The organism is Lysinibacillus halotolerans, assembly GCF_003711845.1.
GTDB classification, from domain to species: domain Bacteria; phylum Bacillota; class Bacilli; order Bacillales_A; family Planococcaceae; genus Ureibacillus; species Ureibacillus halotolerans.
Window position 1 is genome coordinate 41074 of record NZ_RHLQ01000002.1, and the last position, 24857, is coordinate 65930.

At 35.1% G+C, this 24857-nt stretch carries 24 protein-coding genes and 1 tRNA gene; 16 read left to right on the forward strand and 9 right to left on the reverse strand.

Translation table 11 applies throughout. The annotated features are described in order from the left end of the window. The first annotated feature begins 102 nt into the window (after positions 1-102). From EC501_RS01670 to EC501_RS01695, 5 genes are all read left to right on the forward strand, one after another. Positions 103-1530, forward strand: a complete 1428-nt coding sequence (locus EC501_RS01670; protein ID WP_122970556.1) for an aldehyde dehydrogenase family protein — start codon at positions 103-105, stop codon at positions 1528-1530. A 326-nt stretch (positions 1531-1856) separates the two neighbouring features. Continuing rightward, a complete protein-coding gene (locus tag EC501_RS01675) occupies positions 1857-2333 on the forward strand; it encodes a hypothetical protein (RefSeq protein WP_122970557.1) in 477 nt (158 codons plus the stop codon). A gap of 316 nt (positions 2334-2649) precedes the next feature. Next, entirely contained in the window at positions 2650-3267 is a 618-nt protein-coding gene (locus tag EC501_RS01680) for an HAD family hydrolase (protein ID WP_122970558.1), read from the forward strand. 973 nt (positions 3268-4240) lie between these two features. Beyond that, positions 4241-4615 (forward strand): hypothetical protein, encoded by a 375-nt coding sequence (locus EC501_RS01690; protein ID WP_122970560.1) that lies wholly within the window; start codon positions 4241-4243, stop codon positions 4613-4615. Further along, positions 4605-5099, forward strand: coding sequence for a hypothetical protein (locus EC501_RS01695; RefSeq protein ID WP_122970561.1), 495 nt, complete (start codon positions 4605-4607; stop codon positions 5097-5099). The genes EC501_RS01690 and EC501_RS01695 overlap by 11 nt, the downstream gene beginning before the upstream one ends. A 355-nt stretch (positions 5100-5454) precedes the next feature. Here the strand turns inward: EC501_RS01695 and EC501_RS01700 are convergent. After that, positions 5455-5527 (reverse strand) — tRNA-Val (locus EC501_RS01700). Positions 5528-5629: 102 nt separating this feature from the next. After that, entirely contained in the window at positions 5630-6235 is a 606-nt protein-coding gene (locus tag EC501_RS01705; RefSeq protein WP_122970562.1) for a methyltransferase, read from the reverse strand. Between the two features lie 151 nt (positions 6236-6386). On the opposite strand from EC501_RS01705, the gene EC501_RS01710 reads away from it, so the two are divergent. Further along, the gene (locus EC501_RS01710) at positions 6387-7112 is read left to right on the forward strand and encodes a YqjF family protein (RefSeq protein ID WP_158599656.1); all 726 of its coding nucleotides are present in this window, start codon (positions 6387-6389) and stop codon (positions 7110-7112) included. A gap of 135 nt (positions 7113-7247) precedes the next feature. Next, positions 7248-7457 carry a hypothetical protein gene (locus tag EC501_RS01715; RefSeq protein ID WP_122970564.1) on the forward strand — a complete coding sequence of 70 codons (210 nt, stop codon included), beginning with the start codon at positions 7248-7250 and terminating at the stop codon, positions 7455-7457. 120 nt (positions 7458-7577) lie between these two features. On the opposite strand, the gene EC501_RS01720 is transcribed toward EC501_RS01715, so the two are convergent. The 7 genes from EC501_RS01720 to EC501_RS18335 all read right to left on the reverse strand — a co-directional run bounded on the left by EC501_RS01720 (position 7578) and on the right by EC501_RS18335 (position 13464). Next, on the reverse strand, positions 7578-8573 hold the full coding sequence (locus EC501_RS01720) for an LLM class flavin-dependent oxidoreductase (protein WP_122970565.1): 996 nt from the start codon (positions 8571-8573) through the stop codon (positions 7578-7580). Between the two features lie 14 nt (positions 8574-8587). Further along, entirely contained in the window at positions 8588-8872 is a 285-nt protein-coding gene (locus EC501_RS01725) for a DUF3219 family protein (protein ID WP_122970566.1), read from the reverse strand. Positions 8873-9024: 152 nt separating this feature from the next. Continuing rightward, positions 9025-9306, reverse strand: coding sequence for a cytochrome aa3 quinol oxidase subunit IV (qoxD, locus tag EC501_RS01730; RefSeq protein ID WP_122970567.1), 282 nt, complete (start codon positions 9304-9306; stop codon positions 9025-9027). Between the two features lies 1 nt (position 9307). Then, positions 9308-9904 carry a cytochrome aa3 quinol oxidase subunit III gene (gene qoxC / locus EC501_RS01735; RefSeq protein WP_122970568.1) on the reverse strand — a complete coding sequence of 199 codons (597 nt, stop codon included), beginning with the start codon at positions 9902-9904 and terminating at the stop codon, positions 9308-9310. After that, positions 9904-11850 (reverse strand): cytochrome aa3 quinol oxidase subunit I, encoded by a 1947-nt coding sequence (qoxB, locus tag EC501_RS01740; protein ID WP_122970569.1) that lies wholly within the window; start codon positions 11848-11850, stop codon positions 9904-9906. Before qoxB ends, qoxC begins: the two co-directional genes overlap by 1 nt. Before the next feature lie 60 nt (positions 11851-11910). Continuing rightward, positions 11911-12846: a cytochrome aa3 quinol oxidase subunit II gene (gene qoxA, locus EC501_RS01745; RefSeq protein WP_122970570.1), complete on the reverse strand. Its 936-nt coding sequence runs from the start codon at positions 12844-12846 to the stop codon at positions 11911-11913. A gap of 477 nt (positions 12847-13323) precedes the next feature. Then, complete coding sequence (locus EC501_RS18335; protein WP_158599657.1) at positions 13324-13464, reverse strand: hypothetical protein; 141 nt, start codon at positions 13462-13464, stop codon at positions 13324-13326. A gap of 153 nt (positions 13465-13617) precedes the next feature. On the opposite strand from EC501_RS18335, the gene EC501_RS01750 reads away from it, so the two are divergent. The 9 genes from EC501_RS01750 (at position 13618) to nikB (ending at position 24845) form a co-directional block, all read left to right on the forward strand. After that, a complete protein-coding gene (locus EC501_RS01750; protein WP_122970571.1) occupies positions 13618-14130 on the forward strand; it encodes a hypothetical protein in 513 nt (170 codons plus the stop codon). A 282-nt stretch (positions 14131-14412) separates the two neighbouring features. Further along, positions 14413-15714: a purple acid phosphatase family protein gene (locus tag EC501_RS01755; RefSeq protein ID WP_122970572.1), complete on the forward strand. Its 1302-nt coding sequence runs from the start codon at positions 14413-14415 to the stop codon at positions 15712-15714. Between the two features lie 257 nt (positions 15715-15971). After that, positions 15972-17138 carry an acyl-CoA dehydrogenase family protein gene (locus EC501_RS01760; protein WP_122970573.1) on the forward strand — a complete coding sequence of 389 codons (1167 nt, stop codon included), beginning with the start codon at positions 15972-15974 and terminating at the stop codon, positions 17136-17138. 174 nt (positions 17139-17312) lie between these two features. Next, entirely contained in the window at positions 17313-18458 is a 1146-nt protein-coding gene (locus tag EC501_RS01765) for an acetyl-CoA acetyltransferase (RefSeq protein ID WP_122970574.1), read from the forward strand. A 1-nt stretch (position 18459) separates the two neighbouring features. Beyond that, on the forward strand, positions 18460-18861 hold the full coding sequence (locus EC501_RS01770) for a Zn-ribbon domain-containing OB-fold protein (RefSeq protein ID WP_206613370.1): 402 nt from the start codon (positions 18460-18462) through the stop codon (positions 18859-18861). A gap of 107 nt (positions 18862-18968) precedes the next feature. Continuing rightward, positions 18969-20159: an MFS transporter gene (locus tag EC501_RS01775; RefSeq protein WP_241559249.1), complete on the forward strand. Its 1191-nt coding sequence runs from the start codon at positions 18969-18971 to the stop codon at positions 20157-20159. Between the two features lie 118 nt (positions 20160-20277). Then, on the forward strand, positions 20278-21828 hold the full coding sequence (locus EC501_RS01780; protein WP_122970576.1) for a class I adenylate-forming enzyme family protein: 1551 nt from the start codon (positions 20278-20280) through the stop codon (positions 21826-21828). A 31-nt stretch (positions 21829-21859) separates the two neighbouring features. Next, entirely contained in the window at positions 21860-23905 is a 2046-nt protein-coding gene (locus EC501_RS18710; RefSeq protein ID WP_122970577.1) for an ABC transporter ATP-binding protein, read from the forward strand. Next, on the forward strand, positions 23898-24845 hold the full coding sequence (gene nikB, locus EC501_RS01790) for a nickel ABC transporter permease (RefSeq protein ID WP_122970578.1): 948 nt from the start codon (positions 23898-23900) through the stop codon (positions 24843-24845). The genes EC501_RS18710 and nikB overlap by 8 nt, the downstream gene beginning before the upstream one ends. Positions 24846-24857: the final 12 nt, after the last annotated feature.

Here is a 24857-nt window from a genome sequence, read left to right on the forward strand (position 1 = left end):
GCCCATTAATAAAATTTTGAATAGTGTTAATGTTTGGAAGTTTCATACATAAAATTACTAAGGAATAGTAATAATAAATATTTTTGAAAAGGGGTATGAAACATTCGAAACTATTTAAAGCATTTTATCAATGGGGAATGGGTGGAATCTACTGGTTCAAAAACAGTTGATGTAATAAATCCAGCTACGGAAGAAGTCTTTGGTCGAATTAGTGATGGAACAATTGAAGATTTGAATAAAGCGGTTGCAGCAGCCAAAGCAGCATTTCCTTCATTTTCTCAAACATCGAAAGAAGAACGAATGGAATTGTTAAATCGAATTGCAGATGAATATGAGAAACGTAAAGACGATATCGTTGAAGTGATTACACAAGAATTAGGGGCACCCGTTACAATTAGTGAACATACACATTACAACATGGGCTTAGGTCATTTTCGTCAAGCAGCAAAAGAATTGGAAAGCTTCGAATTTACTGAAAGGCGAGGGGGTGCGTTAGTTCGTAAAGAACCAATCGGTGTTTGCGGACTTATTACACCTTGGAACTTCCCGACAAATCAGACATCTACAAAGCTTGCTAGTGCATTCGCTGCTGGTTGTACCGTAGTGTTAAAGCCTTCTGAACTAACACCATTTGCAGCGATTATTTTAGCTGAAATTTTCCAAGCTGCTGGCTTACCAAAAGGCGTCTTTAATTTAGTAAATGGTACGGGAGAAATTGTTGGTAACGGCATTAGTTCGCATCCAGATATTGATTTTGTATCCTTTACCGGTTCCGGAGCAGTTGGTCAAAAGATTTCAGAAAATGCTGCAAAAACTATTAAGAAAGTGGCTTTAGAACTTGGCGGTAAATCTCCCCTTGTTATTCTCGATGACTATGATATGAAGGAAGCTGCGCAAATTGCCATTTCGAATGTCGTTTTTAATACAGGTCAAGTTTGTGTTGCAGCTACACGTACCCTCGTTCCAAAATTAAAACATGATGAATTTGTTAAGGCAGTGAAGGAAATCTTGCCAACTATACCTTATGGTGATCCTCAAGATAAGAATAATATTTTCGGACCTCTTGTTTCTGAGAAACAGTTTAATCGTGTCCAAGGATATATAAAAAAAGGATTAGAAGAAGGGGCGACCCTTGTCACTGGAGGTCCAGGTAAACCAGGAGGATTAGAAAAAGGATATTTCGTAAAACCGACTGTGTTTACGAATGTAAAAAATGACATGGTGATTGCTCAAGAGGAAATTTTTGGGCCAGTGATGTCGATTATTACTTACGAAGACATTGATGAAGCAATTGAGATCGCCAATGATACGGTTTACGGATTAGCAGGTTATGTAGTGGGAGAGGACAAAGAAAAAGTAGAGAAAGTGGCATCTTCCATTCGAGCAGGCCATATTACCATTAATAATGCACCTATGGAACTGTCTGCTCCATTTGGAGGTTATAAACAATCAGGAGTCGGCCGTGAATGGGGCAGCTACGGTATTGAAGAATACTTGGAAGTAAAATCGATTCTCGGTATGCCGTCCTAATTATTATTGGAATTTAGTTATAGAACTGTATAAAATTCTTTTCAAAAACTGGCGCATTTCTTTTAGATGGAATGCGTCAATTTCTTTAAATCAGCCATCAAATAGAAGGGTGTAATAAATATGCCTAAAATTGGTCTTTACACAACATCATATTTCTATTCTTTCCAACTTGTGATCTTTTATCATTAGAGGTTTACTTAAAATTAATAGATTTCTAGAAAATTCGTTAGTAAATGTCAGAGATTTGACCGAACAGAAACGTATTTTCAAAATGTAAAAAGTGATAAACCTTTTATATCTCAACATTTAAAGAGGGAGTTATTATAATGAAAATATCATTTTTTGTTGAATTATATGATGATATGATTGGAGAATCTTTTAATATACGTGACTATTTAGCCTGTCGTTTATGTATTTTTGTTCAGCAAAATGGAGAAAAAAATGAAGTTTGTAATTCCACTTTCCACGATGCCTTACTTTTAGGCATGGGAGATATTCTTCTGGAATTAAAAGAAAACAATACATCTTTTTCTAAAGTTATAGAAACCTTTGAAAATGCAATGAAATATACTCTGAAGAAAACCGGAAATTTATTAAATATTAAAGCCTACAGTGAATATGACGGGACAACAGAAATTGTCTTTCAAGGTGAGTTTGAAGATTTTCTTATAGCTTTCTTTAAAGAATATGAACGCTACTTTAAAGGAATTCTTCAAAAGGATTCAAATACCATTCAACACAAATCTGTTGAAATGATGGAGCGACAATTAAAAGTCTATAAGGCACTAATAAATAGATATTAACTTACAACATTTAAAGATATGCTGATAGTTATTCCATTAAAGGGTGCAATTCAGAAAATGAATTGTCCCTTTTTGAGCAATCGGGACATATTTTTGAATAAAAGTTTGTTACCAAACTAATAATACGGTGAATTTTACACTATAAACAATCAAAATAAATTATTCAAAAAGCAACTATATAAAACCACTTTTTAAATGGTGATATTAGGATATATTGTTTGGGAGGCGTATCGTCTTACTAGTTAATAGCTGGCAAAATATGAGCAATGGAAAACAAAATTAGTTATAAAACTATTTTAAAGGAGGTGAAATTTAATTGGATAGTATAATTTTTGATTTAGATGGAACTCTATGGGATCCAATTGACACAGTACTTAGTGCTTGGAACAGCGTTATAAGAAATAATGACCAAATAAAAAGTGAATTAACTAGGAAAGACTTTGAAGGTACAATGGGATTACAGATGAATGAAATAAGTAGAAAACTCTTTCCTACTTTAAGTTATAAGGAACGGCAACAATTAGTAAAAGTTTGTTGCGAAGTAGAACAATCTTTCTTAGAAAAACATGGTGGCTATCTCTATCAAAATGTAGAGAATGTCCTAAAAGAGCTTTCTCAAAATTATAAACTATACATTGTTAGCAACTGCCAAGAGGGCTACATAGAAACTTTTTACAAGTATCATAAACTTGAAAAGTATTTTTTGGATTTTGAAAATCATGGGAGAACCGCCCTGTCAAAAGGTGAAAATATTAAATTAGTGATTGATAGAAACAACTTATTAAATCCAGTTTATATAGGTGACACAGAAGGTGATTTAAATGCAGCCAGATTTGCGAAAATTCCTTTTATATTTGCTAAATACGGATTTGGGCAAGTAAGTCAATTTGATAATGAAATTGAAAGTTTTGATGAACTTTTAAATCTTTTCTAGTGAAGTATTAACAATTTTAAGAAGGTGAAAATATGATTATATATCATAATAGAAACCTAATGTAATTATACATCCCCCAATTAAAAATACTTAAGTAGTTACGGGGATTCGGAACTCCAGAGTTTGAAAGAGAAATGGAGATTGAAATAGATTCTTACTATAGATTTCTGTTTGGAATAAGTCCAAACCTTTTCAGATGGCCTATATTGACTCGAAATTAATAATGGACAATATGTAACTATCGTAGGAAAATTTATACAATAATGGAACTTGTAAATATTTAACGTATTGCAGTAAAAGTTCAAAGGAGGGGATATATTGAAGAAATTTTTTCTCCCGATATTTTTTAAATTATGATATTATCGGCATATAATTCATCAATAGTGAGTATGAGTAAAGTTGAAAATGTACCTAATAATGTGCAGACTATAATTGATCCTAATTTAAAGCTTCAATTAATCAATGATGGAGAAAAAGGATCATATATAATTTTCCATTTAAATGGAGATGTAAAATTTGATTTTATAACTCAAGACAATAGGATAACTATTAATTTTAAAGAGAATCAGAATGTGTTGAAACGCAAAATACTTATTATTTAACATCAGATTCAGAAAACTATGAATTAGAAGTTTTAGTAAATGGGAAAACAAATCCTTTTGATAACGTGACAGGTCTATAAGTGATAAAGTTAAGTAATTCTCAACAATGGAGCGCTTTCCTTGAAAAAGGAAGTGCTTTTTTGTTTATCATTTTCCCCGATGCTTCATTGTTACCGACCAAGTTAGTAAACTATTCAGTGGCTTCAGTAAAATAACATTATAAATAAATAAAGGGGAAATGAAACTTTCTAATCGTTCAGTCGTTTATTATTAATGACTATTGTAGTATTTTGTAGAATTTAATCGAAATTTAGTGGTTTTCAAAGTATAATAACTTGGTCAAATTAGTTTATACAAAGGAGGTTTGAACAATGGAATGGACTTTAACTGGACTATTTATCGTGGCAATACTACTATTCATCTATTCTATGTACAAAAATAAGCAAGCTACAAAGATAGAACAACGCGAAATTGACACGGTGTATATGACGATAATGGAGGAGATTACTAAGCTTCAAAACGAAGTTCAAATTTTGAATTTAGAAAATGAAATCCTTTCACAAAAAGCTGGGCTTAGTAATGAGGAAAGAGAATTACAGCGAAAATTACTAGATTTATATAAGAGAAATTTTAAAGTGGAGGTTATGGCTGCTAAATTAAAGCTTGAACCATCAGAGGTGGAAAAGCTTCTAGCTCCATATGTGTCATTAAAAAAGGAAGGGAGAAAGGTAGCAAATGAAAGCTAATCTGATAAATAGCTTTGCTGCAGGTCTTCTCATCAGTGCAAGCGTTTGTGGAATTGTCTATTTTTCACAGTCTACACCGAAAGGACAAACGAATCAGGTGACAGCGAAGTCCCCAACGGAAGAGGAAATGAAAACGAGTCTCTCGAATGCTGGGTATGTTATTTTAACTAAAACAGAATGGGACGAACAACTAGCTGCTGCAGAAGAAGAGGCAAAAGGTCAACAAACTCAAAAAGAACAAACGGACCAATCGGAAAAGCAAGATAATGAGAAAGTCATTTATCGTACGGTTATCAATGTGGCATCAGGAATGACGAGTATCGAAGTTGGAGATGCATTAGTGCAGGGGGAAATCATTGATAATGCGATGACCTTTTTCAATGAAGTGGAAAAGAGAGGACTGGCAAATGATTTAAAGCCTGGTACCTACAAATTGGATAGTAATATGTCGTTAGATGAAGTCATCAATACGATTTTTCAGTAAGAATTACTCTTAATTAATTCTTTAGAAATATGCTGCGCTAGTACTTCTGAATTCTTCTAGTATTGTCTCCTCCTCCCAATGTTCACCAAAACAAACTCTTTTAAGAGATCAAGGTTATAAAGCATTGTAGTAGCTACCATTTATTCATTAACAACTTTTCATAAATTGGGAATGCTTCAAGTAAAAGACAAATCGGAGGAAACAATATCCTAGCGAAAAAAATTTTAATGAGTACAAGCAGTGCCTCCAATCAGCTATACGCATTTAAAATTTCGATAAATTCAAATACATTAGAGAACAAAGACAAAGGTCGACAAACATTAATATCCCAGTGTTTGTCGACCTTTTAATTGAATGGTCTCGACAGGGTTCGAACCTGCGACCCCCACCTTGTCGAGGTGGTGCTCTCCCAGCTGAGCTACAAGACCTTGATTATTCTATTTACATATTACCATATGTAATAAAAAAATCTATTAAAATTTATAATGAAAACTAAAAAATGCTTTTCCCTCGTGAATAGATTTTAGTTTTTATGTTAAACGATAAATGACAAATCTTTCGTATGGATTTTTTTCATATAAAATAGGAAGCGTGATTTCCTTTATAAATTGAAAGGATAATTGGGTTTCTAAAAAATATTGATAATCATCTGAAGGGTAATAAAAAATTAAATCCATTTCTCGTTTAGTCTTCTCATAGGACAACATTATATAATCGAATACTTTCATAAAAACTTGTATGGAAAACGGATTAAAGAAATAAAATTTATTTTCATCAGGTTGAATTTCATATTTTTCTGCTAAACAACAGTGAAAAAGAATGGATCCTTTATTTTTTCCCACATTTCTAAAATAACTTTTTTCATTTTTCATTGCTTCATCTAAAAAATGTTGATTCATATCGATTCCTACACAATTGGCATGAAACATATAATGAATGAAGAAATTTAACCTTCCTTTACCACAACCAAAATCGACTATTGTATCCTGGTCATTGACTTCATAATGTTTAAACAACTCTTCTAAAGCTGTATAGGGGGTTGGTTCATAAGGGTGATAATGGATGGAGTTATTAACTTCCATTTGTTTTGAACGTGTATTTATATGGAGTATTTTATCGTATTGATATTCTTTCAACATGTTGCCTCATTTCATTTTTCAGTAACTACATAATCATAGCATTTCTTACACCAATTTTATAAAGTTTTTAATTTGTTTAAGTGACTAATGTTGGCGCCTTTCGTAAAAGATGTTACTACTAATGATTTGTAAGAAGGGTAGGAGCATTTTGATAAAAAGTAAATATAAAAGTTATAAAAGGGACTATCCGTCTTTACCATGGATAATGAAGCAAACATGGATTGATAATTTGTTTATCCATTATCCAGTTAAAAAGGAAGTTCTTCAAAAACTTGTACCGACTTCGTTAAAAGTGGATACATATGATGGATTTGGGTGGGTATCCGTTGTTCCTTATCTCATTACTGACATGCGCGGTAGAGGTCTTCCACCGTTACCAGGTATAAAAGAATATCCAGGATTTAATATCCGTACATATGTAATGGTGAATGATAAACCAGGTGTCTTTTTCTTTTATCTGGCAGCAGCCAACTGGTTTGCGGCTAAATGTGCGAAAACCTTTTTCGGACTGCCTTACTTTTTTGAGCCACTTAAGATGGAGCGGCACGATGAATCTGTATTTTTTGAAGGAAAAATGAGTAAAGGACAATTTAATTGTCAATATCACCCGATTTCTACTCCATATATGACATCAGCAGGTTCTTTAGATGAATGGTTATTGGAACGTTATTGTCTTTATACAATAAATAAGCAAGGTAAACCACTACAATGTAATATTTTACATCCATCTTGGATCGTATTTGATGGGGAGGCCAAGATACAGGAAAATATATTAAGACGGAATTTTAATATAGTTCCTGAAAGCGAAAAACCTATTTTACATGTTGCGAAAAGGGCAGATGTACGGATTTGGCCATTAGTAAAAGGGGAATAAAAATCAAGTCATATCTATTATTTCTTCCGAAAAAAAATAAAAATTTGAACAAATAGTGAAAAACATATGGCTATTTTGTGAACGATTGTTGTATACTATGTATATAGTAATACAACACAAGGGGGAGTGACGATAATGTTCAAATTATTTACAAATGTTTGTGCGCTACTTATCGTTTCTGGAATTATACTATTTGTCGCAAGCTTCTATACAAATATATCCATTTGGTACGGAATTGAAATAGCAAAATGTGGAGGATTTTTATTTATTATTGCCATATTTATGCAACTACTTTTTGAAAAAGAAACCGAAAAGAATCATTCAAAACAGCAGCTAGTTAAATAATGCAATAAAAATAAATGCGCATAATTGGAAAATCCCCAGTAAGTAGATTTAAAACGCTACTTACTGGGGATTTTATTTGTATTAAGATCTTCTATAAGTTGACATACTTTCGTTTGATGTTTAAGAAAGTACTTCTTGAGCAATCAATTTATATGAATTCGCCCGTTCTTCTGGAGAGTGGGTAATTGTTAGTATCATAAATTCGTCTACTTTATACTTAGCTTGTAATTGATGTAAAGCCTCTTGAACTTCTTTCGGGTTACCAATAATCATTTTCTTTTTTAAATGAGAAAGTTGCTCATTTTCTTTTTCACTTAATTTATATTTTTTAGCGACTTCGATGGATGGGATTGTTTGTGTTTTTCCTTTATCAATGAATAATTGCCAGATTAGCGTACTCAAAGCAATTTCTTCTGCTTTTTCTTTTGTTTCCGCACAAATGACAGGAACAGTTACTAATACTTGTGGCGGTTGATTTTGTATTTTCGGTTGAAAAGATTTACGATAAGACTCGATTATAGACGTACCATCTTGTTCACTCATAAATTGACCAAAAGCATAAGCTAATCCATTTTGTGCAGCAAGAATGGCACTTTTCTCACTAGTTCCTAACATCCATGGTTGAGGAGTCGTTTCAGGTATAGGAGAGGCGGATATTTTCGAGAATTGGTGATCCGACGGAAAATCTTGATGAAAAAAATGGAGTAATTCTTCTACTAATTCCGGCATTTGATAAACCTTTTGTAAAAAATTATCGTTCAAAGCATTCGTTGCTTCAGCAGATCCACCAGGAGAACGACCAATCCCGATATCAATTCGATTTGGAAATAATGTTTCGAGCATATTGTAAACCTCAGCTACTTTATATGGCTTATAATGTGGTAGCAAAACAGCTCCAGCACCAATTCGTATTCGATTCGTTTGTGCACCAATATATCCAAGCATTACTTCCGGCGCGGAACATGCAAGTCCAGGTAAATCATGATGTTCGGCAATCCAATAACGCGTATAGCCTAGTACATCTCCTAATTGAGCAAGTTTCATCGATTCAATTAAAGCATGTTGTGCTTTTTGATTGGATGAAATGGGGGATTGATCTAATATACTTAACTTCATCTTTTTCCTCTTTTCTAATTTCTTACTTCCACTAAAGTCAATTTATAAATACCCACTTCGCCTTCTTTGTATAAATTCGTAATGGATGTTGAATATTGTTTAATTGTCCCTCTAAAAGCTAAATTTTGTTCTGGAACTTTTACATCAAATGTTCCTTCATAAAGTAGTACGGCAATATCATGGTATTCTTCGCTCGTCACTTTGAACTCAATAAAAATTTTATGTAAACCTGAATTTGTTTCTTCCTTGTAATTGTCTATATGAATAACTCGTTCATTTAACATAATTTTGTTTACCAAAAAAAATCATCTCCAATCTAAGTTTGTATGCAAATGATAGCACTGACAGGTGGGGGGAGTAAAATAAATTGTTTTAAAGAGGAATTGGATAATTGAATTGAAAAACTCAAAGATAAAAAAGAGCCCGACTATTATAGTCGAGCTCCCATTTTTTACATATCCCATATTAAAATTAATAACGAACCAAATACGGTAATAACTGCAATAATGACACCATAAAGGATGTTCGTATAAATTGACTTACCATCTTCAGATTCACCAGCATGCATAAATACAACGAGTTGTAAAAAGGCTTGAATAAATGCTGTTACTAAAAGAATGGTCATACCTATATGAAATGACATATCTGTAAAGTAAACTAGCAAAGCCACAGCTGTTAGGATCAACGAAAAGACAAAGCCCATCACTTGTTTTACAGGAAATAATTCTTTCATATTACATCATTCCTTTCAAATAGATGAAGCTGAAAATGAAGATCCAAACAACATCTAAGAAATGCCAGTAAAGAGAGAAGATAAATGATTTATTAGCTGTTTCTGGAGTTAATCCACGTTTTTTCACTTGAATCATAATGAATAATCCCCAGAATAAACCTAACGTTACGTGTCCTCCATGGGTACCTAGTGTTGTTAATAACGCGGCTGTAAAGGCACTTGTTTGATAAGTAGCACCAACATGGTAGTAATGCGTAAACTCAAATATTTCTACTCCTAAGAAAACTAAACCAAGTAGTAGGGTAATGCCAAAGAATGTGAGCATCGCATTTTTACGACCGAGTCTCATTGCATGAACACCAAGTCCGATAGTAAAACTACTTGTTAATAAAACAATTGTTTCAATCAATACTGGAGTAATTTCAAAAATCTCACCAGGCGTTGGTCCAGAACCCGTACGACCTTGTAATGTGAAATAAGCTGTAAATAGGGTAGCAAAGAGCATAATTTCTGCTCCAAGGAAAATCCAAAACCCTAAAATGTTTAGCTTATTTTGATCAGTACTATATTCAAGAGGTTGCGAGTGATCAATTTTCATTATTTAGCACCTCCAATTTTAGCTTCAGTCTCTTTAATTTCTTCAACCGAAATATGACGTCCATGATCTTGTTCAAAGGAACGAAGAGCAAGACAAACAAAAATACCAATTAAAGCAATCACGGCTGGAACCCATAATGCAAAGACAAATGAGAATCCGGCGATGAAGAAAATAACACTCATAATGAATGGTACACCACTATTATTTGGCATATGGATTTCTTTCAATTCACCTTTAAATAATTGATGTCCATTTTTCTTTGAATCCCAGAAAGTTTCACTTGAACTAATTTGAGGAATTCTAGCAAAATTGTATTCTGGTACTGGTGTATGTGTAGCCCATTCTAATGAACGTGCATCCCATGGATCACTACCAATATTTCTTGGTGAATTTTTATAACTGTAGTATACATTGTATACGATTGTAATGAATCCAATCGCCATTAAAGCAGCACCGACAAATGACACCATATTTAATGGTCCGAAGCCAGTTGCTTCTGAATAAGTGTACATACGACGCGCTTGACCGTCTAAACCAGTGATATACATTGGGAAGAAGGCAAGAACGAAACCTACTGTTAATAACCAGAAAGTAGATTTACCGATTTTTTCATTTAACATGAAGCCAAAGAATTTTGGCCAGTAATAAGTTAACCCAGCTAGCATCGCGAAAACGACACCAGGAATAATCGTGTTATGGAAGTGGGCAACTAAGAACATTGTATTATGGTATTGGTAGTCTGCTGCAGACATTGCAAGCATAACCCCTGTAACACCACCGATAGTGAATAGTGGAATGAATGCTACTGAATAGAGCATTGGGACAGTAAAACGAATTTTCCCTTTCCACATTGTAAACAGCCAGTTAAAGATTTTAACCCCAGTAGGTACTGCAATTGCCATCGTCGTAATCGAGAAGATACTGTTTGTAAGTGCTCCTTGACCCATTGTAAAGAAGTGGTGAGTCCATACTAAGAATGATAGTAGGGAAATTAATACCATCGACGCTACCATGGATTTATAACCATATAAATTACGGCGAGAGAATGTTGAAATAATTTCACTGTAAATACCAAAGGCAGGTAAAATTAAGATATATACTTCAGGGTGTCCCCAAATCCAGAAGAAGTTCGCCCAAAGCATATCCATACCGCCATTAGTTGTAGCAAAGAAATGCGTACCAAATAATCGGTCAGTTGTTCCCATTAATAATGCAATTGTTAAAACAGGGAATGCGAAAACAATAATGATATTCGCAATGAAAGCAGACCATGTAAACATTGGCATTTTCATTAACGTCATGCCAGGTGCTCTCATTTTTAAAATTGTTGTACACATGTTAATCCCCGTCATTAAGGAACCGATACCTGAAATTTGAAGGGCTAACATATAATAGTTTGTTCCAACTGATTCACTGAAATCATTCCCAGCAAGAGGGAAGTAAGAAGTCCAACCAGCATCTGGTGAACCACCGATTACGAATGAAATATTAAATAACATTGCCCCTACAAAGAATAACCAGAAGCTAAGTGCATTCAAACGTGGGAACGCTACGTCACGCGCACCAATTTGTAAAGGCACAATTAAGTTCATAAACGCGAAGATAAATGGCATTGCCATAAACATGATCATGACAACCCCGTGTGTTGTGAAAATTTCATTATAGTGTTGTGCATCTAATAATTTTGCATCAGGTGTTGCAAGCTGAGCACGCATCATAATAGCGTCAGCGCCACCTCGGAATAACATTAGTAGGGCAGAAATTAAGTACATAATTCCGATTTTTTTATGGTCGACTGTAGTTAGCCATTCGCGCCATAAATAGCCCCATTTTTTGAAATATGTTAAGCCAACAACAATACCAATACTTACTACAGCAATGGCTACCATTGAGGCATAAATAGCTGGACTTGGATGAGGTATGGCAAATCGTTCAAAGAATTCCATCCTTTTTTCTCCTTTCAAGAGTAGAAACTAGTAAAAAACTAGTTTTTATTCATTTCAATATTAGTGACCACTATGGTCTGTGTGCTCCGATTCATCTGTATTCCCATGCATATGATGAGATGAATGATCTTCTGATTCTGTATCTGTATCAGATTCTGAATTTGTTCCATGGTTGTGTTCTGGAGCAGGACTAAATTCTAAATGAGTACCAGTAAAGGTCATTTGTCCTAGATGACCTGGTTCTAATAATTTTTGGAATTCACTTTCAGTTAGTGGCTCAGCAGTATCGTGTACTTCATCAACCCACTCATCAAATTCTTTTTGAGACATAGCTGTTACATTAAATGTATTTTCTGCGAAACCTTTACCACTGAAGTTTGCATTTCGTCCCATAAATTCTCCTGGACTATCTGCAGCTAAATGTAATGTTGTGACCATATCGGACATCGCATATTTTTGACCACCAAGTTGTGGAATCCAGAAACTTGTAATAGGTCCATATGAATAAAGTTTAAATTCAATTGGACGATCCGTCGGAATATAAAGGTAGTTAACTGTTTCTACCCCTTGTTCAGGATAACTAAAATGCCATTTCCAGTTAGAAGAAGAAGCGTAAATTACTAAAGGTTCTTGTTCTTCGTAACCTTCTGGTGCAGATTCAACTATATAGTTACTTTGTACGGAAACAAATGATAAGTAAGCAACAATCAATACAGGTATACCTACACAAATTGCTTCTACCCATTTATTCCCTTCAAGATGAGGTGGTTCATAATCCTCACTTTGTTTTGAAGCTCGGTACTTAATTAATATATAGCCTAACATCACCATGACAACAATGACGATAACTGCCATAATGCCAATTGACAACATAATGTCACTTGCTTGTCTCTCAGCCTGTGGTCCTTTAGGGTCTAAAACTAAAAGAGGTTCACAACCTGTAAGAATGAGAAGAAGTGCCATTACGGACGTTAGAAATGTCCATTTTTTTATCATTTCAATATTCACCTTCCCTTTATTGTTGTTAGAACAACACTGGTGTTACTTCCATCAACTCTATTACTATTCTAATAAAATTGATTAAAAAAGGAATCACTAAAACCCGTATTTCACGTAACGTTCATATTCCATTCAAAAGTTATTCACGAAAAGTTCACCAGTAGTACACCAGTTAGACACGGAAAGTTCACTATTTATCAAGTTCCCATCAAAAAAGGGGATATATGGTTAATTAGGATAAATAAAGGTTGTAAAACAGGAGAAAAGAGGGGAATAATTAAAAAAGATCTCTTTTATAGAGATCTTTAACGGTAAAAAAACTTTTATTAGTATAATAATTTAGTCGTTTAAAATAACTTTTTAAACGACTAAAAACAAAATGTGCTACATTTTAATATGATTTAGCTGCTATAGTTTAATTTGTTATCATTTAATAAAAATAAGGATATTTTTCTATAATAAAGGTATTAAGAACTAGTCATTCGTTTTATTATTTTGAAATTCGATTTTCTTTAAAGCTCTTTCAAAATTTTGTTCTTGTGAAATTTCCTCGCGACTATTATGTTTCTTCGGTTTTTTTTCTTTTCGGAATGTTGTTTTTTCCTTCTTCGCCATCTATATCACCCCTTGTACTTATTTTGGTTCATTTCGAAATCGGAATACTAAGCAATAAATGGTTCTTATAAATCAAAATCATCTTTTTTAATTTATATGCCCTTGCAAGTCGTTCAGGTACGACATCTACTAGTATGGAAGGAGGGTGATAAAATGGGACCAGAGCGTAAAGCTAATTATGAAGGAAATGAAGAAGAACTATCTAATCGCATCGAAAGTGAAGTTATATTGGATCGGAATTCCCTTATTATAAGTCAAAATTTTTGTGTGGATGCAACTGTAGGAGCGGAAGAAAAGTTAATCATTGAGAAAGTTGTAATTACTGAAGAAGATGGTGAACCGATTGAATTAAACGAGTCCTCTTATTTCGAAGAAGAAGTGAAAGAAGAAATAAAAATTCGACAAGATTATACACTCATTTACGCAGCTCCTGCGACTCCCATGCGTTCACCATTATTAATGACCGTTATTGCTAAAAATTTATCTGACAACGATGTTTTAGTTTGTATGGAAGATGATGCAGACATTTTAGTAGAAGAAATTGTTCCAGCTAAATCTGAATTAGCTTTGACGGCACAAAGTGCGTTATTTTTAAGAGCTTTGGCCCTTAGTCCAAGTCGTGTACAATTTTTTATAAGCGTATTCCACCCAACAACATTGTTTTAGCATGATGAGAAGCTATAGGGAACTAAGCACTTTTTTAGGTGCTTCCTTTATCTTTTTCTTTTTATAAAAATCAATTCAAAATAAATAAAGATTAACTAATTTGCTCATAATTTAGTTTAATACATAAGTTAGTTTTCAATCTTGAATACACACTTTATACCTATTACCTTTTACCCTTTATTCTCAAAGATGGATATCTTTACAAGGGCTATAAAGTAACTTAACAATGGAAAGTTACGATTTAGTTGCAAGAAAACAAATAGGTATAAGGAGTGTATAGAAATGATTAACTATTTATCTACTAAAGCAAAAAGAAAGGTAATGGCTGTTCTAGCAGCATCTGCCATTTTACTTCCCGCTTCTCTATCAACGAATGAGACATCAGTAGAAGCGGCGAAAGTAAACAACAGTACTTATGAAGTGACGGACATTGCCTTTTCTGTTGGAGCAGATGAATCACAACGTACATTCAATTGGTATACAGATTCGACATCAAAACCAGGTGTTATACAATTAGCAAAAGCGAATAACGGGAATGGACAACAGTTTCCAAAAGGGAAAACGATGACGATAGAAGCAACTTTAGAGGAAGCAACGAGTGGTGAATCGAGTCATGAAGTGACGATTACAGGATTAAAAGAAAATACAACTTACAACTATCGATTTGGTGACGGAAAAGGAAATTGGAGTGAAACTTATGCGTTTACTGTCGGAGGAGACAAAGATTTTAACTTCCTATTCTTCGGAGATCCCCAAATCGGATCTAGTGGCAACATTGAAGCAGATGGACAAGCTTGGCAAAAAACTTTAGATATCGCTTTGGACCAATTCCCTGCAACCGATTTTTTAGTATCAGCTGGTGACCAAGTAAATAAATCAAATAGTGAAGAAGAATATGAAGCCTATTTTTCACCAGATGAAATAAAACAATATGCAATTCAAACAACTGTTGGTAATCATGATAACTCAGCAACATATGCTAGTCACTTTAATGTTCCAAATGAATCTACTTTAGGAGCAACGAGTGCAGGTGGAGACTATTCTTATGTATATAATGATGCATTATTTATCGTATTAAATAGCAACAACCGAAATAATGAAGAGCATGCCCAATTTATTGAAGAAACGGTTGCTGAAAATTCTGATGTGAATTGGAAATTTGTTGTAATGCACCATTCGATTTATAGCGAAAATAGTCATAAATATGATCGTGACGTATTAGAACGTCGTGAAGAATTAGTACCTGTTTTTGATGAAAATGACATTGATGTCGTATTAATGGGACATGATCACGGATATGTTCGTACTTATCAAATGGAAGGCAACCAACCATTATTTGAACAAAACTTTGTAGCTGAAAACACAGTAAAAGATCCAACTGGTGTCCTTTATTTAACAAGTAATTCCTCTTCCGGAAGTAAATATTATCACTGGAGAGATGACGCTGCATTTTACACAGCTTTAAGAAGCCAAAATTATAATCCATCCTATTCAAATGTAGAAGTTACGGACAACACATTTACTTTTACAACTTATGATGTTGTAACAGGACAAGTTATTGATGAATATAAAATCATAAAGTAGAAATTAAAAATGAATGACAGTAGGTAAAACCTTTAAAACAGAGGTTTTACCTATTTTTTTATAAACATGACATCAAAACGTTTTGTAAAATTCCAACGAAATTTCTTACCTGACATTTTGAAAACGCTTTAATTTTTTTTGCATATGTAAGGTGCTATACACATACCGTTAGATAACTGAGTATTCTAAATAATTGTGAACAATGATTGACAATTTTTAGATCAATTACTCAATTAAACAATAAGGAGTTGTCATGGATGGATTTTACTTTAACAGATGAACAAAAAATGATTCAAAAAACAGTGAGAGATTTTGTAAACAAGGAATTAAAACCGTTAGAACAAGAAGTTTTAAAAAACGAAAGGGAAGGCAAACCAGGAATTTCACGGGAGAAAGTACAAGAATTACGTGAAAAAGCTAAAGAGATTGGTTTCTGGGGCATTAATACACCTGAAGAATATGGTGGGGCGAATTTAGGACCAATTATGTCTGTGTTAATTGCGATGGAACTAGGAAGAACTTTTGTACCATTTAATTTCGGGGGTTCAGCGGACAACATTTTATATTTATGTAATGAAGAACAGAAACAAAAATATTTAATACCAACCATTAATGGTGAGAGGCGTTCATGTTTTGCATTAACTGAGCCAGGAGCAGGATCAGATGCGAGAAGTATTCAGATGCAAGCTGTAAAGGACGGTGACCACTGGGTTTTAAATGGTGAAAAAGTATTTATTACAAATGGGAACGAAGCAGACTTTGCAATGGTATTTGCTGTAACAGATAAGGAAAAAGGAGCCAATGGAGGCGTAACTTGTTTCCTTGTGGACAGAGAAATGGGTTGGGAGTCTGAGCCAATTCATACAATGGGTGAATGGGGTCCAGCAACCCTAATATTTGATAATGTTAGAGTTCCAGAAGAAAACATTTTAGGAGAATTAGGTCAAGGATTCAACCTTGGTATGCAATGGATTGGTCAAGGACGTTATATGATTCCTGCAGGAGCAATCGGTGCAGCTGAACGATTACTTCAAATGGCCATTGATTATTCAAAAACGCGTGTTACATTCGGTAAACCAATTGCTGAACGACAAGCAATTCAATGGATGATTGCAGATTCAGCTGTTGAAATTGAAGCGGCGAAATGGATTGTATTTAGAGCTGCTTGGATGGCTGAAAATGGAATGGATGCTCGTCATCAATCTTCCATGGCAAAATTAAATGGAGCGGTTATGGCGAACCAAGTTGTAGATCGAGTATTACAAATTCATGGTGGTATGGGTTATACGAAGGAATTACCTATTGAACGTTGGTACCGTGAGCTAAGACTTCATCGCATCTTCGAAGGTACAGATGAAATTCAACGCCGTACAATTGCACGCAACTTATTAAAAGGTCATGTAAAAGTTGGGGAATTACTATAATTGTAGCGTTTTTCAAATGATTATCAGTAAAACATACTATCCAGTCAGTTTTTTAAAAGCCCCATCATACTAACCAGTCAGTTCTTATTTCACCATAAAATACTGGCCGGTTAGTTAATAGACTTTTAAATTGCTAGAATATTAGGCTCATTACAACCCTATCGAAAGGGGGAAATGTCTTTGAAATCAGAAAGAGTTGCGGCAATCGTTGGGGTTGCTGAATCCGATCTTGGAAAGACGCCAGGTAAAAATGTATTACAATTACAAGCACAAGCTGCCAAGTTAGCGTTAGAAGATGCTGGATTAACAAAACATGATGTGGATGCAATTTTTACTGCGGGCAATTGGGCATGGGCTCCTAATTTAATGTTAGCAGAATATTTGGGTATTCAACCAAAGTATACCGATTCAACTAATATAGGTGGTTCTTCTTTTGAAGCCCATGTTGGGCATGCGGCAGCTGGGATTAAAGCAGGTTTATTCGATGTTGCCCTTATCACGTACGGTAGCACCAATCGAACAAAACCAACAAACTCAAGTTTTCAATCTCCATTGACTGCCCAATATGAAATTCCATATGGTCTTCCTACTCCAGTAGGGGCATATGCATTAGCGGCCACAAGACATATGCATCAATATGGAACAACATCTGAACAGCTTGCAGAAATTGCTGTTGCAACTAGAAAATGGGCCACATTAAATGAAAAGGCTTACATGAGAGAGCCAATTGAAATAGCAGATGTTCTTAATTCCCGTTTTATTGCAGAACCCCTTCATTTATTGGATTGTTGTTTAGTTTCTGACGGTGGAGGTGCCGTCATCGTTGCTTCTAACAAAGTAGCTTCAAAGTTAAAGAAGAAGCCTGTTTGGATATTAGGTCATGGGGAGTCCCACTCCCATAATACCATTACAAACATGCCCGATTTAACGATGACTAGTGCTCGTGAATCTGGTAAAGCGGCTTTTGAAATGGCGGGCATTTCCCACCACGAAATTGATGTTGCTGAAATTTACGATTCGTTCACGATTACAGTTTTATTAACTTTAGAAGCTTTAGGATTTTGTCAACCAGGAGAAGGTGGTGCCTTCGTAAGTGGACAACGGACTGCTCCGGGGGGAGATTTTCCGATGAATACAAATGGTGGCGGTTTGTCCTATTGTCATCCGGGGATGTATGGAATCTTTTTATTAATTGAGGCTGTTAGACAACTCCGAGGAGAATGTGATGTTCGTCAAGTAAGTGATGCAAATCTTGCATTAGTTCATGGAACAGGAGGAGTGCTTTCATCTACTTCTACAGTCATTTTAGGGAGGGATTAAATTGATAAAAGATTTAATAAAATCCGGGATCGACGAAGAATCTAAACCTTATTGGGACGGATTAATAGATCACAAGCTATTGATACAACAATGTGAAGACTGTCAACAGTCTATTTTCTATCCACGTTCCATTTGCCCACATTGTTTTTCAGGTCAGCTATCTTGGTTTCAAGCAAATGGAACTGGAAGCATATACAGTTTTACTATTGTCCATCAAGGATACGGACCGTTCAAAGGCGAACCCCCTTATGTAGTAGGGATTGTTGAACTGGATGAAGGGGTTCGAATGATGACAAGAATCATAGGGGACAAAGACGAAATTTCAATAGGTAAAAGGGTGTCGGTCGTATATAAAGAAGTAGAAGAAGACTTCGTTCTACCTTATTTTCAACTAATTGCATAATGAATCCAGCCAAAACAATATAGGTTTAAATCAAATGTTATGAGAGTTTAAACGGAAGAATCCCTCCTTCCGTTTCCTTTTTATTAATTAGAAAGAAGATGAAAATTATGATGGATAGGAAGGCGTTCTTTTTACTAGGATTCATTATGTTTTTGACGATGACAGGTTATGGAATAGTACTTCCTACATTACCATTTTTAGCAGATGATCTACATCTCTCATCCGTTCAAATGTCATCCTTAATTATTATTTGGGCCATTTCCCAATTGATTACTGCTCCTTTATGGGGGCGTTTAGCGGATAAAATAGGGAGAAAACCTGTATTAATATTCGGTGTATTTGGATTTGGAATTGCTTTTTTACTATTAATCTTTGCTCAAAATTATTGGCAATTAGTATTCGTAAGATTGATTGGAGCCGCATTGTCATCGGGTGCCCAACCTGCAGCCTATTCCATGGTGGCTGATCAAACAGACAAAATGTATCGAAGTAAAGCAATCGCTAAAATGGGGGCCGTAAACGGTCTTGGATTTCTTTGTGGTCCTGCTATTGGAGGCGTATTTTCCCCTTTAGGAGTAATGGTACCATTTATCATTGCAGGCTCATTGGCACTTATTACTCTACCTTTTGCATGGTGGTTTATTAAAGAATCTGGTGTTGTAAACGAAGAAGAAGACAAATTGAAAGAGGAAAGAGAATCGCTGTCCCTGTGGAAATCGATAGGAATGATAACTAAAACAGGTTATTGGAATCATTATACGATTATTCTTGGATTATCCATTGCGGCATCGAGTTTTTTCGGACTGCTGGGCTATTTTATGATTGCGAAGTTTGATGCTACCTCACTATTTGTCAGTTTAGCTTTTAGTGCTCAAGCAGGTATGTCCGTAATCGTACAATTTTTTTTCCTAAATAAAATTTACGAGTACTTGGATGAAGAGAAAATTTGTAAAATTGGCCTCGTCATTGTTGTTGTTGGTTACAGTATTATCAGTTTTTCACCATACGTTTGGACTGTTATATTCGGTTGTACGTTAACCGGTTTAGGGCAGGCGTTAGTTCGCCCAACTACGACAGCTATGTTATCCAAACAAAATGAAATGGGGCAAGGGATCACCATGGGGTTACAGCATTCAATGGATAGTTTAGGAAGAATACTTGGTCCACTTTGGGGTGGATGGATATTTACTTTCTTTATATCGGGTCCTTTTGTTACTTCGGCGATTATTACTGCCTTACTTTTAGGGATAACATACATCAGTGCTCATCAACAATATCTTCAAACAAAAAAAGCATAACAATCAGGAATTTATGGCCCCATTCATCAATTGTTATGTTGTTTCGTTAAATAAAAATGAAAACGTTTTCTAGTTATGTTTAACTATGAAAAAAGTAAATCATCATTAGGAGGATAACATGCTACTAACTGAATTGTTGAAAGAAAATATTAATAAGTTTGGTGAGTATGATCTTCTATACTATCATGACAAAATTTATACAAATATTGATACAGAAATGATTTCATCAAAAGTTTCTAGTTTAATTCGTTCTCTTGGTATTGAAAAAGGTGATCGTGTTCTCATCTGTATTCCAAATTGCCCAGAAGTCATTTTTTCTTATCAAGGTGTACTAGGAGCAGGTGCAATTATCGTACCAGTCATGTATTTATTACATGAAAATGAAATCAATTTTATTTTAAAAAATTCAGAAGCAAAGGCTGTTATTACTTCATCTACCCTTTTACCGAAAATTATCAATGCATCAACTGATTTAGCTAATAAACCAAAAATTATTTGTATTGATCAGCCAAACACTAGTGAATTAGAACAAGTTGATATTGAAATTATTGAATGGGAAAAAGCGCTGGCAAATATTACAGCCATTGAAAAACACCCTTTAGATATGGAAGAAACGGACATTGCCGTCATTTTATATACTTCAGGTACTACAGGTGTGCCAAAAGGAGTTATGTTAACCCATAAAAATTTATATGCAAATTCAATGTCTGGCGTATCTCTTAGAGATGATGAGACAAGGGGCACGACAATTGGTGTACTTCCGTTAGCCCATATTTATGGATTTGGCATTATGAATAGTATGTTATTACTCGGCAGTTCAGTTGTCATTTTCTCGAAATTCGATGCGGAAGAAGTATTTAAAGTAATTGAAAAATATAAAGTAAAATCCTTTGCAGCAGTTCCAGCAATGGTGCACGCAATGGTATATCATCCAAATGCAGATCAATATGATTTATCAAGTTTGGAGACAGTTGGTTCAGGGTCCGCAGCTCTTGCCGTTAGCTTACGCCATAAATTTAAAGAGAAATTTGGAGCTGAAGTACGAGATGCCTACGGGTTATCAGAAGCTTCACCTGGTGTAGCATCACAACGAAATGATATGCCGATTAAAGAAGGGTCAGTTGGAATTCCGATGCCGGGTGTCAAAATAAAAATTGTCGATGAAGATGGAAAAGAATTACCTGCTGGGGAAGTTGGGGAATTGTTAGTACAGGGGGACAATGTAACACCGGGTTATTTCCGAAATGAAGAAGCTACTAAAAAAGCATTGCAAAATGGTTGGCTTCATACTGGAGATATGGCAAAAGTGGATGAAGAAGGCTATTTGTATATCGTCGACCGTAAAAAAGATTTAATTATTCGTGGAGGCTTCAATATTTACCCACGGGATTTAGAGGAACTACTTGTCAAACATGAAGCCGTTTTAGAAGCAGCCGTTATCGGTATCCCTTCTGAAAGAATGGGTGAAGAAATTCTTGCTTGTATCGTAAAAAAAGAAGGGGTATCGGTTGGAGAATCGGAGTTAATTGATTACTGTCAAAAAAATTTAGCAAAATATAAAACTCCTCGTCATGTAGTTTTTATTGATGAACTCCCACGTAATGGAGTCGGAAAAATATTAAAAACAAAGTTACGAGAACAATTTGCTGATTTTAATATAGAACAATAGTTATTTTTTAATATTAATGAAAGGAGGAAGAATGCCATTGGTCAATAACTCTCCATCTTTATTAAAAGTGGAAGAAATGAAAACGGTCTTTAAAACACGTGCAGGAAATTTGGAAGCCGTAGATGGAGTTTCCTTTAGTATTTCTAAAGGGGAAACCGTTGCTATCGTTGGAGAATCAGGTTCGGGAAAAAGCGTTTCCGCCTTATCCATTTTAAGATTGTTAGATAGTAACGGCGAAGTTACTTCTGGAAAGATATTATTTAACGATTTAAATTTAAAAGATTTAAGCAACGATGAAATCCGAAAGATTAGAGGAAATGAAATCGCCATGATTTTTCAAGATCCAATGACGTGCTTAGATCCGGTATATACGATTGGCGATCAAATAATCGAAACAATAAAAATTCATGAAGACTTAAGTAAAAAAGAATATAAAGATCGCGCCCTCGAACTATTAAAACTAGTTGGACTTCCTGATCCTGAAAGCCGAATTGATGCGTATCCCCATCAATTATCGGGGGGACAAAGACAGCGAGTCATGATTGCCATTGCCCTTGCTTGCCGTCCAAACTTAATCATCGCAGACGAACCGACAACAGCATTGGATGTTACGGTGCAAGCTCAAATCATGCAATTATTAAAAGATTTACAATCCCAATTTGGAACAGCAATTATTCTTGTAACCCATGATTTAGGTGTAGTAGCGGAAATGGCAGACAAAGTTGTCGTCGTTTATGCAGGTCAAGTAGTGGAACAATCGAAAGTGAAGGATTTATTTAATCATCCCGAACACCCTTATACTCAAGCTTTGTTACAAAGTATTCCGAAAATCGATACAGACCGAAACCGCCGATTACAAACGATAAAAGGAAATGTTCCGAGTTTAAGAGATATTCCATCTGGATGTCGATTCCATCCCCGTTGTCCTTTAGCAACGGATAAGTGTAAAAGTGAAGAACCACCTCTTTTTGAAATGAAGGAAGATCGGGTGAGTAAATGTTGGAAGGCAGATCCAACATCAGAAGGTAAGTGGGAGTTTCCAACAGTCGAAGAGAACGAAGCTATTTTTGAAGAAAATGAACATTTGAATAATAAACAAATTTTATTGCAAGTAAACAATTTAAAAAAACATTTTCCTATAACAAAAGGGATTTTATCTAGAACGGTCGGTCACGTGAAAGCGGTCGATGGTGTTTCAATCGAAATCTTCAAAGGAGAAGTTCTTGGACTTGTTGGAGAGTCAGGATGTGGAAAATCTACAGTTGGTCGTTTAATTACAGGGTTAATCGATTCAACAGAAGGTGAAGTAACATTTGATCAGAAAAAGTTAGCAACGGCTCATCGTAAGGAACGGAAAGGATTAAGAAAAAGAATCCAATTTGTCTTTCAAGACCCTTATAGTTCGTTAAATCCGAGGATGACAATATTAGATATTATAGGAGAGCCTTTGGAAGTTCATAACATAGCAAAAGGACATAAAAAACAGGAACGGGTAGCGGAGTTACTAGAAATTGTTGGGCTATCAAGGGAAGATATGCATAAATTTCCCCATCAATTTTCGGGAGGACAACGACAAAGAATTGGAATTGCTCGCGCTTTAGCGACAGAACCAGAGTTATTAATATGTGATGAAGCTGTTTCAGCACTAGATGTATCCGTTCAAGCTCAAATTTTAAATTTATTGAAAGATTTACAGCTGAAACTCGGATTATCCTACTTATTTATCTCCCACGATTTAAATGTGGTGAAATATATATCGGATCGGATAGCTGTTATGTATTTAGGTGAAATCGTTGAAGTAACGGATTCGGGTACACTATTTAAAGAACCATTGCATCCGTATGCAAAAGCACTTATTTCAGCAGTACCAATTCCAAATCCAAACATCGAACCTGAACGAATGATATTAAGTGGTGAAGTACCGAGCCCATCCAATCCACCAACTGGTTGTAAATTCCATACGAGATGTCCCGCTGCAATGGAAATTTGCAAACAGAAGAAGCCAGAATTGAAAACAATAGTAAAAGGACATACCGTTTCATGTCATCTTTACGGAAAGGAGCTAGAAAATGGTTGAGTATATCATTAGGAGGCTCGTTTTCGGAATATTCGTTCTATTTATTATGACGGCGTTCATCTTTATCGTAATGAGAGCTGTTCCAGGTGATGTCGTTACACTTCAGTTAGCGAATTCTGGTGCAACCCCTGAACAAATGGAAGCGATGAAAGCGGAGATGGGGTTAGATAAAAGTATACTAGGGCAGCTTACCGATTGGGTTACAAATGCTGTGCAAGGAGATTTAGGAAATTCCTTATGGTCCGGTCAGGAAGTTTCTCAAATTATAGTAGATCGTTTACCAGTTACGATTCAATTGGCGATTATGTCCATTATCCTTGCCATCTTAATTGGGATTCCAATTGGTGTCATTTCAGCGGTAAAACAAAATACATGGATGGATCATTTTTTAAAAATCTTTTCAGTAAGTGGTTTATCTATTCCAAACTTTTGGTTAGGACTCGTTCTACTTACTGTCCTTTCTTTAGCTTTAAATTGGATACCACCTTTAGGGTTTCAATCATTTGCAGAAAATCCATTAGTTAACTTTCAGCAAATGATTTTGCCGGCTATATGTTTAGCCATTACTTTAAGCGCTAGTATCGTTCGAATGACAAGGTCTGCCGTTTTAGAAGTGCTACATTCTGAGTTCATACGTACAGTTCGAGCAAAAGGTGCTAAAGAAAGAATCGTTATTTTTAAACATGCCCTTAGAAATTCTTTAGTTTCTGTCATTACATTAATTGGTTTACAAGTCGGTTACTTACTTGGAGGGACGGTTGTACTTGAATCAATTTTTGCACTTCCTGGATTAGGTAGTTTGATTTTTGAATCCGTGCTAGCAAGGGATTATCCGATTGTACAGTCAGCCGTATTGGTCTTTGGTGCGATGTTTTTACTAGTCAACTTAATTGTGGATGTTATGTATGGTTGGGTAGATCCACGTATTAGAACGAAATAACAATGGAAATTA